This is a genomic window from Nocardia sp. CDC159, assembly GCF_023740735.1.
GTDB lineage: Bacteria > Actinomycetota > Actinomycetes > Mycobacteriales > Mycobacteriaceae > Nocardia > Nocardia pulmonis.
The window spans coordinates 379,679-394,097 of sequence record NZ_JAMRXH010000006.1 but is presented as its reverse complement, the minus strand read 5'-3'; the positions used below and the strand labels follow the sequence as shown (position 1 = coordinate 394,097).

Here is a 14,419-nt window from a genome sequence, read left to right as displayed (position 1 = left end):
TGTCCGGCCTGTGTTAGACAGGGTTGATTCGTCGTTGTCGTCCTGGAGGTCGTTGCGTGTCTGGCTCGAGCGTCGGCGAAGTGATCGCGAGCCGCCACGCCGCGGGCAGCACACCCGGCAGCCGCGCCGACGACGCCCGCCTGGCCCTGGTGATCGAGGGCGGCTCGGCGCGCGGGGCATATTCGCACGGCATGGTGATGGCTCTCGAGGAACTCGGCCTGCTGTCCTGTTTCGACGCGGTCTACGGCTCCTCGGCCGGAGCGCTCAACGGCGCGTGGCTGCTGTGCGGCCGCGCGGCCGCGGCCCGCCGCGCCTGGGCAGCCGATGTCGTGCGGCGGGTGATCTCACCCGCGCGCGCACTGCGCGGCGGCCGCGTGGTCGACACCCGCTACCTGGTGCACGCGGTCTACCAACACATCGTTCCGATGGACTTCCCCGCGATCCTGGCCAACCCGGTCACCTTCCACCCCATCGCCACCGCGACCACCGACGGCTCCGCGGTCGACCTGCACCCCCACCTCACCGACGTCCCCGCGCTCCAGCGCGCCCTGCGCGCCTCCACCTGCCTGCCGATCCTCGCCGGTCGCCCCGTCTCGCTGGGCGGTCGACACTATGTCGACGCGGGCCTGTCCGAGGGCGTCCCCATCCGCACCGCCCTCGCCCAGGGTGCCACCCACGCCCTGGTCCTGCGCACCCGCCGCCTCGACGAACCCCGCACCACCCCTTCGCAACTCGAAGTTCGAGCCGTCACCCGCTTCCTCACCCGCCACGCCCCCGGCGTCGTCGACACCTGGCTGACCCGCACCACCCGCCTCGCCGAAGACGAACACACCCTCACCACCCACCCCGGCATCCTCCAGATCCGCCCGCCCCTCGGCTCCCCCACCATCGGCCGCGTCGGCCGCGACGAGGCGATCCTCATGCGGGCCTTGGACCTCGGCCGCGACGCGGTCCGAGAAACGCTCGCCCACCACCTCACCCCGCCCGCTCCCCCCGGGCCTGCACCAGGACCTCGGCCAGTTCCACATTGAACCTCTCGATTTGCTCCAGGGTGCCGAAATGTCCGGTCGGCAGTTCGACGAGTTTGCGGAAACCGCCCGCCTCCCTGAGCATGTCGGCAATTCGCCGCGCGTGCACCGGCGGCGTCAGGGCGTCGTAGGTACCGCAGATCACCGTCGTCGGCACGGTGAGGTGCAGTGCCGCGCGGCCGAGGGCCAGATCGGGAAACAACAGCCCGAATTTCGCGCGCACCGCCGTGGGACACGACCGGACCATAGCGAATGCGAAATCCACGATGTCCCCGCTCGCGTTCGGGCCCATGGTGACCGAACGGAACAGCTGTTCCGACCTCTTGCACAACGGCAGCGGCGCGGAGAGCACCGCGCGCGCCAACCAGCGCGGCACCCGTAACCGCCCCCGATTGAACACCGGCAGCACGGTCGTCTGGCCGACCAAATCATCGGCCGCGGTATTGGCCAGCACCACCGCGGCCGCACGCCGCGCGACCTCCTCCCGATACCGCCCGGCCCATGCCTGCACTGTCATTCCACCCAGACTGTGTCCCACGAGCACCGCCCGCTGCCCCGGCCGCAGCGCCGCATGCAGCACATCCTCCAGATCATCGGCCAACAGATCGGTGGTGAGCGGTGCGCTCCCCATCTCGCTTTCGCCGTGTCCGCGCAAATCCCAGGCGATCACTCGATATTTGCCAGCAAATGCATTGAGCTGTGGATTCCAGTACTCGAGCCGACATGTCCAGCCGTGCACGAGCACGATCGGAGCACCGTCCGCAGGACCGTAGGCATGCACCCGCAATCGCGCCCCGTCGCCCGTGGTAACCGGCACGACCTCGGGGCGAATCCCCGGCGGGTTGAGCGCCGCCGTTCGGTAACAGCGCGCGACTGTCATCGGCACACGCTCCTTCACAGCGACGGAAATACCGAACAGATCGACAGCTCAAATAGATAACCGAAGAATAGCCCAATTCCTCACTGCACCACGACTTCGAGCACCGATCGGCCCGTGGCGCGCGCGACGTGGGCGGCCTCGGCCCGCAGTGCGTCCTCGTCGACGGCCCCGCCGTCGAACATCGCGACCGTCAGCACCCCGTCCGCCAGCTCCCACGTCCCGGTGATGCGGCCGCCGGTCAGCACCAGCGGCGAAATCCATCCCGCCGTGCGACTCACCTTCGCCCGGTGCGCGGCGGGCAGCAGGGCGGTGTCGTTGGTGCCGGGGGCGAGGATGTACTGATCGAACGGACCGAGCAGACGGACCGATCCGGTGGGCGCGGTGGCGGCCAGCGCGTCGGCGTCGGCGGCGTGCAGGTAGGCGGCGCGGCCGTCCACATCGACCTCGATGAGGTCGCCGCCGAGGTCGGAGAACCATTGGCGCAGTAGCGATTTCCGATGCGCCCCGCGCATCAGCCAAGCCCCGAAGGCCTCGGGGGTCGCCGGGCCGAAGGCGCGCAGATAGGCCGAGACCACGCGGGGACCCGCGGTCTCGGGATCGGCGAGTCCGGGCCAGCCGGGCAACAGCCGGGCGGGCGCGGCGAAGGTGATATTGGCGCCCCGGACCGGGCCGTGACACAGGATGCCCTGCCAGGCCAGCGGTTTGAGCAGCGCACCCCAGCCCGACCGCAGCTCCTCGCCCATCCGGTGGAAGCGCGGCTCGCGCAGCAGGGCCTCGACCAGTTCGGCGCGGGTGAGCACCCGGCCGTCGAGCACCTCGCCGATCGCCTCGCCCAGCGCGGCCACCTCGGCCGGGCTCGCGCCGAAGTTCTTCTGCCAGGACGGCTTCTCCCAGGTGCGCGCCGCGGCGAGCAGCGACAGCGCCGCGGCGGCGAACTCGGGGGTGAGCGCGTGCAGGGTCCCGCGCATGGCCCAGGTCTTGATCAGCCGACCGTCCGCCAGCGCCGCCGCCACCGCACCCGGACCGGCCGACGAATGCCGCAGTGCCACGGCCGTTTCCGCCGCCGAGCTCACCTGCGCCTGCACCCCGCACAGCCGCTCGGCGACCGTCACCGCGTCACCCTCGCCGCGCGGGGCGACGAACTGCTGCCGCAGCCGCCACGCGAACACCTGATCCCACGTGACCCGCACCCCGACCTCCTGTACCCGATTGCCGGTCACCCTACGATCCGACACCGACAAATCGGCACACCCCGCATTCCTGCACACCATGCAGTTATCGGTTAGCATCGAGGCACCCACTCGGGAATTTCCTCAGGAAAACCTCAGCACCACCACAGTGGGCAATCATGCGCGATCATGCATATGTTGCTAGCCTGTCGCTGTGACTCCGAAAACCACCGACTCCCCCGAGCCGTTCTGGAATCTGGAGACCCGGCTCGCGTCGGCGCTGCTGATCCTGGCCGGATTCATCGGCGCCGCCGCCTACACCCACTCCCAGGGCTACTTCGTCACCTTCATGACCGGCAACAGCGAGCGCGCCGTTCTCGGCGGCTTCCTCGGCGACCGCGAGCTGGCCCTCGGCGCGGCCGGGCTCATCGTCTGCTTCCTGGCCGGTGTCGTCGTCGCCTCGATCTGCCGCAGGTACTGGTGGCGCAACCACCCGCACGGGGCCACCATGCTGACCACCCTCGCGCTGAGCATCGCCGCCGCCGTCGACGCCCTGCTGTACTGGCACGACCGGGACCTCGGCCTGACCCCGATCCTGTTCGTCGCCTTCGGTATGGGCTCGCTCAACACCTCGTTCGTCAAGAACGGCGAGACCGCGATCCCGGTCACCTACGTCACCGGCACCCTGGTCAAACTGGCCCAGGGCATCGAACGGCATATGGCCGGCGGCACCCACCGCGACTGGCTCGGCTACGCGGTGCAGTGGTGCTCGTTCGTGCTGGGCGGTTTCATCGGCGGTCTGGTCAGCCTCGTCGTCGACGGCCGCGACATGCTCTTCGCCGCCGTCGTCGGCTCGACCATCGTGTCGGTCTACACCTGGTTGGCCGATCTGCGCTGGGTGCGCTGCCAGGAACGCGAGACTCAGCAGGTCTGATCACCGCGGCCGCTTGGGCCGCTTGTCCATCAACCGCAGGATCAGGGGTGTGAAGATGAGCTGCATCGCCAGCTCCATCTTCCCGCCCGGCACCACGATGCAGTTGGGCCGCGACATGAACGAGTCGTGCAGCATCGACAGCAGATACGGAAAGTCGATTACCTTCGGATCGGCGAACCGGATCACCACGAAGCTCTCGTCGGCGGTGGGAATGGTGCGGGCGATGAACGGATTCGAGGTGTCCACGGTCGGAACCCGCTGAAAATTCACATAGGTCCGGGAGAACTGCGGGCAGATGTACTTCACGTAATCGGGCATGCGCCGCAGGATGGTGTCGATCACCGCCTCACTGGAATAGCCGCGCTCGGTCTTGTCCCGGATCACCTTCTGAATCCACTCCAGATTGATGATCGGCACGACCCCGACCAGCAGATCGGCATACCGCGCGACATCCACCGCCTCGCACACCGCCGCCCCGTGCAGCCCCTCGTAGAACAGCAGATCGCTGCCGGGCGCCAACTCCTCCCAGGGCGTGAACGTACCCGGTTGCTGCCCATAGGGTTTGGCCTCGAACTCGTCGTGCAGATATCGCCGCACCATCCCCACCCCGGTTTCACCGTAATCGCGGAACAGCGTCTCGAGTTCGGCCAGCAGATTCGCCTCCGGGCCGAAATGCGAGAAGTGCAGATTGCGATTCTGCTCGGCCTCGGCCATCGCCAGCCGCATCTCGTTGCGGTCGTAGCGGTGGAACGAATCACCCTCCACGATGGCCGCATTGATGCCCTCGCGGCGGAAGATCTCCTGAAAGGTGCGCGTGACACTGGTGGTGCCCGCGCCGGAGGAACCGGTAATGGCGACCACGGGATGTTTGAGCGACATGGCATCTCCACGGTGTGAAACTCAGTGCGGCGCGGGCCGGAACAGCGACCGGGTCCCGAACAGCGAGGCGTCGAAGCTGGGCCCCTCCTCGGGCTCGGCGTGATACCGCGCGATGCGCTCGACCTCGTTGCGGGAACCGAAGATCAACGGCACCCGCTCGTGCAGTTCGGCGGGGCTCACCTCGAGCACCCGTTCGTGCCCCGTGCTGGCCGCACCCCCGGCCTGCTCGACGACCAGCGCGATCGGATTGGCCCCGTACAGCAGCGACACCCGACCCGGGCGCGCCGGAAACCGGGTGTCGTAGGGATACAGGTACACACCGCCGCGGGTGAGTATGTGAAAGACGTCGGCCACCAGCGAGGCCACCCAACGCATATTGAAATCGCGCCCGCGCGGCCCGTCCACGCCCTGCAGGCATTCGTGCACATACCGCCGCACGGGCCGCTCCCAGAACCGTTCGTTGGCGGCATTGATCGCGAATCCGGAGGTGTCCTCGGGAATGCGCATGCGCGGGTGGGTGAGTACGAACGCCCCGATCTCGCGATCGAGGGTGAATCCGTCCACGCCGCTGCCGGTGGTGAGCACCAGCATCGTCGCCGGGCCGTAGAGGGTGAATCCGGCGCACACCTGCCGCACGCCCGGTTGCAGGAAATCCGTCGCGCACGGCTCGCGCGCCTCCTCGGCGGCGCGCAGCACGCTGAAAATCGTGCCCACGGGCAGATTCACATCGATATTCGACGACCCGTCCAGCGCATCGAACGCCAGCAGATATCGACCCCGCTGATATTCGGCGGGCACCGGGTGGAATCCGTCCATCTGCTCCGACAGCAGTGCCGACAGCAGTCCGGTCCACTGCGATTCGGCGACCATGACATCGTTGGCGATGGCATCCATCCTCCGGTGCACGGTCGGCGGCAGATTCTCCGCCGACTGCGCGCCCATCGACCCGACGATCCGCCCCCGGGTCACCCGATTGGCGACGATCTTCGTCGCCGTTGCCAGCACGTTCAGCAGCGCCGAGAACTCCCCCGACGAGCCGGGATGGCGGTGCTCCTGCTCGATGGTGTAGCGGGTCAGCGTCTTGAGTCCCTCGGGCATGTCGATCACTCGGTATTCGCGAAAACGCTACTGCCGTAGACATCCTCGGCGCACAGCGTGATCAGATCGGCCTTGCTCAGCGGCCGGTGCAGTTCGATGAGCCGCTTGGCCTGCCGCAACCGGCACCGATCCAGGGCATTGCGCACGCTGCGGCCGTTGGCGAACCGCGGCCGCGCCATGCGCAATCGGAGATAGTCGGCGAAGGCGGCGGTTCCGGCCTCGTCGAAGCGAAAATTCTGCTCCCCGACCATCAACCGCGCGATGGCCATCAGTTCCTCGTGGGTGTAGTCCGGGAATTCGATGTGATGGGCCACCCGCGAGGACAATCCGGGATTGGCGGAGAAGAAGGTCTCCATCCGATCGGGATATCCGGCGAAGATCACCACCAGGCTGGTGCGCTCGGTCTCCATCTCCTGCAGCAGGATCTCGATCACCTCCTGCCCGTAGTCGCGCTCGTTCTCCGGCCGGAACAGGTAGTAGGCCTCATCGATGAACAGCACGCCCCCGGCGGCCTTGGCCAGCGCCTCCTTGGTCTTGGGGGCGGTGTGCCCGATGAACTGACCCACCAGATCGTCGCGAGTCACGGTGTGCACCTTGGGTTTGCGGATATAGCCCAGCGCGTGCAGCATCTCGGCCATGCGCAGTGCCACCGTCGTCTTGCCGGTCCCCGGACCGCCGGTGAAGCTCATGTGCATGGTCGGGCGACTCGACTCCAGCCCGAACCGCGCACGGGCCCGCTCGATCATCAGCAGTGCCGCGATCTCCCGGACCCGCCGCTTCACCGTGGCCAGGCCCACCAGCTCGGCATCCAGCCGCGCCAGCGTCTCTTCGACGTGGGTGGCGGCCGGATCGGCGGACAGGTCCAGCAGCGCATCGTCGGCCAGCACCGGCTCCGCCTGCGGCTCGGGCGCGCTGGGCGGACCCGCGGCGCCGGGCCGATACATCCGAAAACCGTTGCCCCTGTCCGCTGTCACGATCGCTCCGCTCGAAAGAGGTTCAGCCGCTGTACCGTTCACCGGCGCGGGCGTCGGTGGCATAGGAGTGCAGTCCATAGCGCTGGCGGCGATCGTCGGATTCGGTACGCACCAACCGGAATCCGGGTTCGTCGGCCGGGCGCTGCACCAGGAAGCTCAGCGCCGTGGTCTGGCGACCGTAGCTCGCGTCGTAGGCGTTGACGCGGATGTAGTGGCGCGGGAACGTGGCCCGGCACGCGTTGATCTCGGCGAGCACACCGTCGGGCTCGTCCAGATCGAACAGCGGCAGCCCCCACATCTCCCAGTACACATTGCGCGGATGCGGATCGTCGGTGTACTCGATCGACACCGGCCAGCTGTTGAGCAGCGCGTAGCGCACCTGGGCGGCGATCTCCTCGTCGCCGAGCTCGGGCAGGTGCGAGAAGGTGCCCTGACGCAGATACATTGCGGCTCCTGACATTTCAGCGACTGGCCGTGGGCACGGCGTCGGGGGCATCGGTGGAGGTGTAGTCGAAGGTGACATCACCCCAGGTGGCCAGCGCGACATCGAGCGGCTGGCACCAGGCCGCCGCCTTGCGCAGCACGTCCGGGCCCTCCCGCAGCAGATCGCGACCCTCGTTGCGGGCCTTGACCACCGCCTCGAGCGCCACCCGATTGGCCTGCGCGCCCGCGGCGATACCCATCGGATGGCCGATGGTGCCGCCACCGAACTGCAGAATGACATCGTCGCCGAACAGATCCAGCAGCTGATGCATCTGCCCGGCGTGAATGCCGCCGGAGGCCACCGGCATCACCCCGGGCAGGCTCGCCCAGTCCTGATCGAAGAAGATGCCGTTGCGCGGATTCGCCGGAATGTGGTTGTCGCGCAACGTGTCGTAGAAACCCCGGACGGTGTGCGGGTCACCCTCCAGCTTGCCGATCACGGTTCCGGCGTGCAGATGGTCGACACCGATCAGCCGACACCATTTCGCGAGCACCCGGAAGCTCACCCCGTGCGTCTTCTGCCGGGTGAAGGTCGAATGGCCCGCGCGATGCAGATGCAGCAGCATGCCGTTGCGCCGCGCCCACGTCGACATCGACTGCATGGCGGTGTAGCCGACGGTGAGGTCCATCATGATGATCACGCTGCCGAGTGATTTGGCGAACTCGGCGCGCTCGTACATGTCCTCCATGCTGGCCGCGGTGACATTGAGGTAATGGCCCTTCAGCTCACCGGTTTCCGCGGTGGCCTTGTTGACACCCTCCATGGCGAACAGATAGCGATCGCGCCAGCGCATGAACGGCTGGGAGTTGATGTTCTCGTCGTCCTTGGTGAAATCGAGGCCCCCCTTGCACGCCTCGTACACCACGCGCCCGTAGTTGCGTGCCGACAGACCGAGTTTCGGTTTCACCGTCGCGCCCAGCAGCGGCCGCCCGTACTTGTTGAGATATTCCCGCTCCATGACGATTCCGTGCGGCGGCCCCTGAAAGGTCTTGACGTAGGCCACCGGAATCCGCATGTCCTCCAGGCGCAGCGCCGCGAGCGGTTTGAAGCCGAACACGTTGCCGATCACCGAGGAGGTCAGATTGGTGATCGAACCCTCCTCGAAAAGATCGAGATCGTAGGCGACATAGGCGAAGTATTCACCCGCCCGCCCGGGCACCTCGTCCACCCGATAGCACTTGGCGCGGTAGCGATCGTGTGCGGTGAGCCGGTCGGTCCACACGACAGTCCATGTGGCGGTGGAGGATTCGCCCGCCACGGCGGCCGCGGCCTCGATCGGGTCGACGCCCTGCTGCGGGGTCACCCGGAACACCGCGAGGACGTCGGTGTCCCTGGGCTGGTAGTCGGCGTCGTAGTACCCCATGGAGGCATAGGATTGGACGCCCGGATCCCACCGATCTCGCGTACTCTCCTCGGCCATCGTCGCCTCCGTTCGCGGGTCGGTCACCGTGCAGAATCAGAATGAGGGGGCCGATGCCACCGAACAATTCGATTGTTCCTCGTCTCGCTCAACCGAATCGTTGAGTTTGCTACCGTCTGAAGATGGGAACGGTCAGCGCGGTCCGAATGGAAACATTTCTCGCCGTCGCCCGCCAGGGCAGCATCCGCCGCGCCGCCGCCCAACTGCACATCACCGAGGCCGCCGCCTCCGCCGCGGTCGCGCACATCGAAAAACAGCTGGGCGCCAAACTGATCGCGAAATCCGGCCGCGGCATCACCCTCACCGAGGCCGGACGGGTCTACGCCGAATACTGCCGCAGCATCCTGGGACTGATGAAGGAGGCCCAGGCCGCGGTGCGACGCGCCGAGACCGGGCGGCTGCGCATCGGCGTGGTCGCCACCGCCGGGGAGTATGTGCTGCTGCGGCTGCTGGCGTCGTTCCGGGATCGTTATCCAGAGATCGAAGTGGGCTTGTCGATCCATCCTCGGGATCTGCTGTTCATCGAATTGCAGCATCACGAAACCGATCTCGTGATCGCGGGCCGCCCGCCGCGTGACGCCGGACTGGTGGTGCGGGCCCGGCGACCGAGCCGACTGGTGGTGGTCGGCTCCCCCGGCCGCTGCCGCGACCCCCTCACCACCACCTGGCTGCTGCGCGGACAGGGGTCGGGAACGCTGGAGACCACGCTCGCGCTGCTGGACCAGCTGCAGGTCCGCCCGCCCACGCTGACGCTGGGCACCCACGGCGCGGTACTGGCGGCGGCGCGAGAAGGGCTGGGCGTCACGCTGATTCACAGCGACGCGGTGGAAAACGATGTGGCGGAGGGCCGCCTGGAACTCGTCGAGATCGAGGGCACCCCGCTGGATCGGCCCTGGCATGCGGTCACCACCCGCACTCCCACCCCCGCCGCGCGCTTGTTTCTCGGCCATATCACCGATCGGGGAGCCGTCGGATGCGAGGCTTTCACACCGTGTCCGGCACCGTCCGACCACATCGGCTGAACTCCGCCGGCGGCAACCGGCCGCGCACCTTCTCGGCGAGGGCTATCCGGAGTGTCCGCGCTGATTGCCCCGGAAACTGGCGGCATCCGCGAAAGGGCCTGGTCGGCAACGATGAACGCCGTGACAAACATGCGCGAGTTCCTGCGCACGACGTCGGCCGACGACCGTGCATCCCTCGACGTCCGGTACTGCGAGGGCTTCGCGGACGGGACCGTGATCGGCCGTCTCGACCGGGAACTGGCCCGTACCCGCGACGCCGCGGGCGCGCAGTACGCGGTCGCCGTGCTGTCGGGTGAGCGTGTGGTCGCATGCCTGGAAATCGCCTGGGCGGCACGGTTTGCCCGCTGCTGGCGAATCGACGGGCGCGGGCGGCGCTACCAGCGCGTCGACTATCGCGAACTCGCCGACGGGCGCCTGGTCGTCACGGCCGCCGAGGAGTGGGACTACCCGCGTTCCGACCAGCCCGAGTTCGATCGTTCCGAGGGCCATCGCTGCTGGCGATTCAGCCGTGGCGAGCTCCATGATCGCGAGCCGCGGGTCCCGGTCGAGCGGCGCTTCGGCGACTGGGCCGCCCTGTGCCTGCTCGACGATGCCGAGCTGCGGGAACTCCCCGATCCCGACCACACCGTAACCGCGCCGCCGCCCTGGCATCCGACCCGGCCGTTGCGGCCGCACGCTCTCACCGAGTTGTTCACTCCCGGAACGTGTTTCGAGCTCGCCGAGAACCTCCGCGCGACAACGGGACTGCATGCCGCGGGCGAGCTGTTCCTGAGCACCGGCCGCCTCACCGTCACCGACCCCGCCCGGCTGCACGACTGCGACCCCCGCCTCACCCTGCCACCCGGCAGCTACCCGGTGGAACTGTCGGTGCTGCACTTCGCCGACGCCCCCACCCGCGTGGCCGCCGCCAAACTCGTCGTATCCCCCGCTATGCCTCGCACCTGGGAGATGGCCCTGCGCGAGGACGAGGACCCCGCCCTGCTCGACGACCACGAGTTCTTCGGCGTCGGCATCGACACCGGTATCGCCGCCTTCCTCGACACCGACACCGCCCCGACCATCCGCGCCGCCCTCGAAACCGCCCTCGACGCAGGCCGATCCGACCCGGCCGATCTGGGCATCCCGGGCCTGATCTGCTTTCCCAGCGGCACGGGCGACGGCACGTATCCGGTGTGGGTGGGCCGCGACGCCGACCACCAGATCTGCGCGGTGGTCGCGGACTTCCTGATCGTCCGTCAGGCCCGCCCGCTCCAACCGGTTCCCGCGCTCTGACGGTTCGGTCCGATCAGCCGCCCGGGCGCGGCCCGGGCAGCGTGGTTCCGCGCAGGTTCGCGCCGGTGAGATTCGCGCCGTCGAGCCGAGCGTTCGCCAGATTCGCCCGTTGCAGGTCGGCCTCGCGCAGGTCGGCACCGCGCAGATCCGCGCCGTCGAGGTTGGTGCCCGTGAAGTCGGCCCGCCGCAGATTCGCTCCCCGCGCACGCACGCCGATCAGGCAGTTCTCGCTGAGATCGATCACGGTCCCAGGCTTTTCGTGCGCGACGTCGCGCCGGCCGATCACCGTCAGCACGGCCTGCACGTCGTTCTCCAGGCGCGCGGACGGACCGGGCTTGCCCGTCAGCCGACAGCCCCACACCGGCGACTGGGTATGGACGAACGACGCGAGCACCGAGTAGATGGTCGAGTGATCGGCGGGCGAGTCGTGCGCGAGCCGCTCCAGCAGGAACACCGCCGACAGCCGGGCCTCCATCTTGTCGATGGTCAAATGCTCCACCGCCTTGTGGAAGCGGTCGGTGACCACGGTCTGCTGTGACAACGCGTATTGATCCTTGGTCGCCCGCAGCGACTGGTTGGTGAACCACAACGCGGCGAGCGCGGCCACCGTCGTCGTCATCGCGACGAGATTGGCCCACCCCTTCCACACCAGCGCCCGCTGCACCAGCTCCGCCACCCGCCGACGGCGCACCGGCTTCCGCAGCGACCGACTCCGTCCGGCGACCCGCCGCGCACCCGCCGCCCTGTCCCCCATCGCCCGTCCTGCCTACTCGGAAATCCGTTGCAAGCATTCAGCACCGCCCATCCATGATGACAGATCAGGCGGCCGCCACCTCGTGCTTCCTCCGGCGCACGGACTCCCTGCGGTGGTGCGCCACCCACGACACCACCCGGGCCAGGTGTGACACATTCCCCATTCCTTTAGTTAGCGTTATGCAACTATATTGACTGGAGGACCTATCCGCTTCCTTCCAGGGGAGACACTCTTGGCTTCCGCACCTTCGACCGGCGATCTCGACATCGGCGACGTTCAGACCATCCGCCGCAGACTGCGCGTGGACCGCGACCATCCGCACTACAAGTGGGTCGCGCTGTCGAATACGACGCTCGGCATGCTGATGGTGACCATCAACTCCTCGATCGTGATCATCTCGCTGCCCGCGATCTTCCGCGGCATCGATCTCAACCCGCTCTCCCCCGGCAATGTCAGCTATCTGCTGTGGCTGCTGATGGGCTTCCTGCTCACCTCCGCGGTACTGGTGGTGATGTTCGGCCGCCTCGGCGACATGTACGGGCGGGTGCGGATCTACAACTACGGATTCGTGGTGTTCACCATCGCGGCGGTCGCGCTGTCGTTCGACCCGTTCACCCACGGCGGCGGCGCGCTGTGGTTGATCGCGTGGCGGGTGGTGCAGGGCGTGGGCGGAGCCATGCTCATGGCCAACTCCGCGGCCATCCTCACCGACGCCTTCCCGGCCAATCAGCGCGGCGTGGCGCTGGGCATCAATCAGGTTGCGGCCGTGGCCGGTTCGTTCCTGGGCCTGCTGATCGGCGGTCTGCTCGCCGAATGGGACTGGAAGGCCGTCTTCTGGGTCAGCGTGCCCTTCGGCATCCTCGGCACCGTGTGGTCCTATCGGTCGCTGCACGACTTCGGCACCCGCAGCCCCGGTTCGCTGGATCTGCCCGGCACCCTCACCTTCGCGCTGGGGCTCACCGCGCTGCTCACCGGCATCACCTATGGCATTCAGCCGCATGGTGATTCGAAGACCGGCTGGACCAATCCGTGGGTGCTGGCCGCGGTCTTCGGCGGCATCGCGCTGCTGGCGGTGTTCTGTGTCGTCGAGACCCGGGTGCGCCAGCCCATGTTCCAGCTGTCGCTGCTGCGCAACCGCGCGTTCGGGCTGGGTAACCTCGCCGGGCTGATGGCCTCGGTCGGACGCGGCGGCATGCAGTTCATGCTGATCATCTGGCTGCAGGGCATCTGGTTGCCATTGCACGGCTACGACTTCGAGTCCACCCCGCTGTGGGCCGGAATCTACATGCTCCCGTTGACGGTGGGATTCCTGGTGGCCGGGCCGGTTTCGGGCTGGCTCAGCGACCGGTACGGACCGCGACTGTTCGCCACGGGCGGTTTGGCCCTGGCCGCGGTGACCTTCGTGCTGCTGGTGGTGCTGCCGGTGAACTTCGACTACTGGTTGTTCGCCCTGATCATCCTGCTCAACGGCCTGGGCACCGGCATCTTCACCTCGCCCAACACCGCCGAGATCATGTCGGCCGTGCCCGCCTCGCAGCGCGGCGTCGCCTCCGGCATGCGCGCGACCCTCATGAACGGGGGCATGGCGCTGTCGATCGGCATCTTCTTTTCGCTGATGATCGTCGGCCTGTCCGGCACGCTGCCCGGCGCTATGAACTCCGGCCTGCGCGAACAGGGTGTCCCCGCCGACGTCGCCGGGCAGATCGCCGATATGCCGCCGGTGGGCAGCCTGTTCGCGACCTTCCTCGGCTACAACCCGTTCCAGGAACTGCTCGGCCCCCGCGGCACCCTGGACCAGCCCGGTGTGCACGCCGATGTCCTGACCGGACAGGAGTTCTTCCCGCATCTGATCTCCGGACCGTTCCACTCGGGCCTGGTGGTCGTCTTCCTGGCCGCGGCGATCATGATGCTCATCGGGGCCGTGGCGTCCTGGTTCGCGGGCGGCAGCTATGTCGTGGACGAGACCGAGGAGCTGGCCGAGGCCGATCGAGAAGGCATACTTGCTGGAACGGATACCGCGACCACGACTCGGGTAGGAGCCATCGGGACATGATCCAGCAGGAGCGCACGCGCAGCGCCGAGGAGCTGGCCGAGGCCGCCGATCTCTACCTGGCACTCGGCCGAATCTTCCGGCTGCTGCGCCGCTCCGGCGACCTCGGATCATTGAGCCCCGGCTCCGCCTCGGCCCTGGCCACACTCGTCCGCGGCGGCCCCATGCGCCTGGGCGACCTGGCCGCCGCCGAACGCGTCACCGCCCCCACCATGTCCCGCATCGTCACGGGTCTGGAAAAGGTCGGCTACCTCGAACGCACCGCCGACCCCGTGGACGGCCGCGCCCAACTCCTGGTCCCCACCGACGACGCCCGCGACCTGGTCAACGGCCTCACCTCCGCCCGCATCCAACGCTTCGCCGACGCCCTGGACGGCATCGACGCGGCGGAACGAAAGGTGTTGAACCACGCGCTGACTCGGCTGGTGGATCTGCTCGACGAGTAGGGTGGAACC

The 14,419-nt window shown here is 68.0% G+C and carries 14 protein-coding genes; 6 read left to right on the top strand and 8 right to left on the bottom strand.

Features of this window, described 5'->3' with window-relative positions; genetic code table 11:
• Positions 1-56 precede the first annotated feature (56 nt).
• On the top strand, positions 57-1,031 hold the full coding sequence (locus tag NDR87_RS16645) for a patatin family protein (protein WP_251913438.1): 975 nt from the start codon (positions 57-59) through the stop codon (positions 1,029-1,031).
• On the opposite strand, the gene NDR87_RS16640 is transcribed toward NDR87_RS16645, so the two are convergent.
• Both NDR87_RS16640 and NDR87_RS16635 read right to left on the bottom strand, forming a co-directional pair.
• The gene (locus NDR87_RS16640) at positions 976-1,908 is read right to left on the bottom strand and encodes an alpha/beta fold hydrolase (protein ID WP_251913440.1); all 933 of its coding nucleotides are present in this window, start codon (positions 1,906-1,908) and stop codon (positions 976-978) included. The two genes, NDR87_RS16645 and NDR87_RS16640, sit on opposite strands and share 56 nt — an antisense overlap.
• 80 nt (positions 1,909-1,988) lie before the next feature.
• The gene (locus NDR87_RS16635; protein WP_251913442.1) at positions 1,989-3,128 is read right to left on the bottom strand and encodes a winged helix DNA-binding domain-containing protein; all 1,140 of its coding nucleotides are present in this window, start codon (positions 3,126-3,128) and stop codon (positions 1,989-1,991) included.
• 163 nt (positions 3,129-3,291) lie between these two features.
• Between NDR87_RS16635 and NDR87_RS16630 the strand changes: the two genes are divergently transcribed.
• Entirely contained in the window at positions 3,292-4,011 is a 720-nt protein-coding gene (locus NDR87_RS16630) for a YoaK family protein (protein WP_251913444.1), read from the top strand.
• Here the strand turns inward: NDR87_RS16630 and NDR87_RS16625 are convergent, their stop codons facing one another.
• The 5 genes from NDR87_RS16625 to NDR87_RS16605 are packed head-to-tail and all read right to left on the bottom strand — an operon-like array spanning position 4,012 to position 8,866.
• Complete coding sequence (locus tag NDR87_RS16625; RefSeq protein WP_251913446.1) at positions 4,012-4,890, bottom strand: phosphoribulokinase; 879 nt, start codon at positions 4,888-4,890, stop codon at positions 4,012-4,014.
• Between the two features lie 21 nt (positions 4,891-4,911).
• Positions 4,912-5,988 (bottom strand): class 1 fructose-bisphosphatase, encoded by a 1,077-nt coding sequence (locus NDR87_RS16620; RefSeq protein ID WP_251913448.1) that lies wholly within the window; start codon positions 5,986-5,988, stop codon positions 4,912-4,914.
• Positions 5,989-5,993: 5 nt separating this feature from the next.
• The gene (locus NDR87_RS16615) at positions 5,994-6,962 is read right to left on the bottom strand and encodes an AAA family ATPase (RefSeq protein ID WP_251913450.1); all 969 of its coding nucleotides are present in this window, start codon (positions 6,960-6,962) and stop codon (positions 5,994-5,996) included.
• A 22-nt stretch (positions 6,963-6,984) separates the two neighbouring features.
• On the bottom strand, positions 6,985-7,407 hold the full coding sequence (locus NDR87_RS16610; RefSeq protein WP_251913452.1) for a ribulose bisphosphate carboxylase small subunit: 423 nt from the start codon (positions 7,405-7,407) through the stop codon (positions 6,985-6,987).
• Positions 7,408-7,423: 16 nt separating this feature from the next.
• Complete coding sequence (locus tag NDR87_RS16605) at positions 7,424-8,866, bottom strand: form I ribulose bisphosphate carboxylase large subunit (RefSeq protein WP_251913454.1); 1,443 nt, start codon at positions 8,864-8,866, stop codon at positions 7,424-7,426.
• Between the two features lie 122 nt (positions 8,867-8,988).
• Between NDR87_RS16605 and NDR87_RS16600 the strand changes: the two genes are divergently transcribed.
• A complete protein-coding gene (locus NDR87_RS16600) occupies positions 8,989-9,888 on the top strand; it encodes a LysR family transcriptional regulator (RefSeq protein ID WP_251913456.1) in 900 nt (299 codons plus the stop codon).
• Positions 9,889-10,017: 129 nt separating this feature from the next.
• A complete protein-coding gene (locus tag NDR87_RS16595) occupies positions 10,018-11,160 on the top strand; it encodes a DUF4241 domain-containing protein (protein ID WP_251913873.1) in 1,143 nt (380 codons plus the stop codon).
• A 13-nt stretch (positions 11,161-11,173) separates the two neighbouring features.
• Here NDR87_RS16595 and NDR87_RS16590 read toward each other — a convergent pair whose 3' ends face one another.
• Entirely contained in the window at positions 11,174-11,914 is a 741-nt protein-coding gene (locus NDR87_RS16590; RefSeq protein WP_251913458.1) for a pentapeptide repeat-containing protein, read from the bottom strand.
• A 232-nt stretch (positions 11,915-12,146) separates the two neighbouring features.
• On the opposite strand from NDR87_RS16590, the gene NDR87_RS16585 reads away from it, so the two are divergent.
• Both NDR87_RS16585 and NDR87_RS16580 read left to right on the top strand, forming a co-directional pair.
• Positions 12,147-13,967, top strand: coding sequence for an MFS transporter (locus NDR87_RS16585; protein WP_251913461.1), 1,821 nt, complete (start codon positions 12,147-12,149; stop codon positions 13,965-13,967).
• Positions 13,964-14,410 (top strand): MarR family winged helix-turn-helix transcriptional regulator, encoded by a 447-nt coding sequence (locus NDR87_RS16580; protein WP_251913463.1) that lies wholly within the window; start codon positions 13,964-13,966, stop codon positions 14,408-14,410. Before NDR87_RS16585 ends, NDR87_RS16580 begins: the two co-directional genes overlap by 4 nt.
• Positions 14,411-14,419: the final 9 nt, after the last annotated feature.

Coding starts and splice junctions, on each gene's coding strand:
- NDR87_RS16610 (WP_251913452.1), bottom strand. CDS start 7,407: ATGTATCTGCGTCAGGGCACCTTCTCGCACCTGCCCGAGCTCGGCGAC.
- NDR87_RS16580 (WP_251913463.1), top strand. CDS start 13,964: ATGATCCAGCAGGAGCGCACGCGCAGCGCCGAGGAGCTGGCCGAGGCC.
- NDR87_RS16595 (WP_251913873.1), top strand. CDS start 10,018: ATGCGCGAGTTCCTGCGCACGACGTCGGCCGACGACCGTGCATCCCTC.
- NDR87_RS16605 (WP_251913454.1), bottom strand. CDS start 8,866: ATGGCCGAGGAGAGTACGCGAGATCGGTGGGATCCGGGCGTCCAATCC.
- NDR87_RS16620 (WP_251913448.1), bottom strand. CDS start 5,988: ATGCCCGAGGGACTCAAGACGCTGACCCGCTACACCATCGAGCAGGAG.
- NDR87_RS16625 (WP_251913446.1), bottom strand. CDS start 4,890: ATGTCGCTCAAACATCCCGTGGTCGCCATTACCGGTTCCTCCGGCGCG.
- NDR87_RS16600 (WP_251913456.1), top strand. CDS start 8,989: ATGGGAACGGTCAGCGCGGTCCGAATGGAAACATTTCTCGCCGTCGCC.
- NDR87_RS16640 (WP_251913440.1), bottom strand. CDS start 1,908: ATGACAGTCGCGCGCTGTTACCGAACGGCGGCGCTCAACCCGCCGGGG.
- NDR87_RS16590 (WP_251913458.1), bottom strand. CDS start 11,914: ATGGGGGACAGGGCGGCGGGTGCGCGGCGGGTCGCCGGACGGAGTCGG.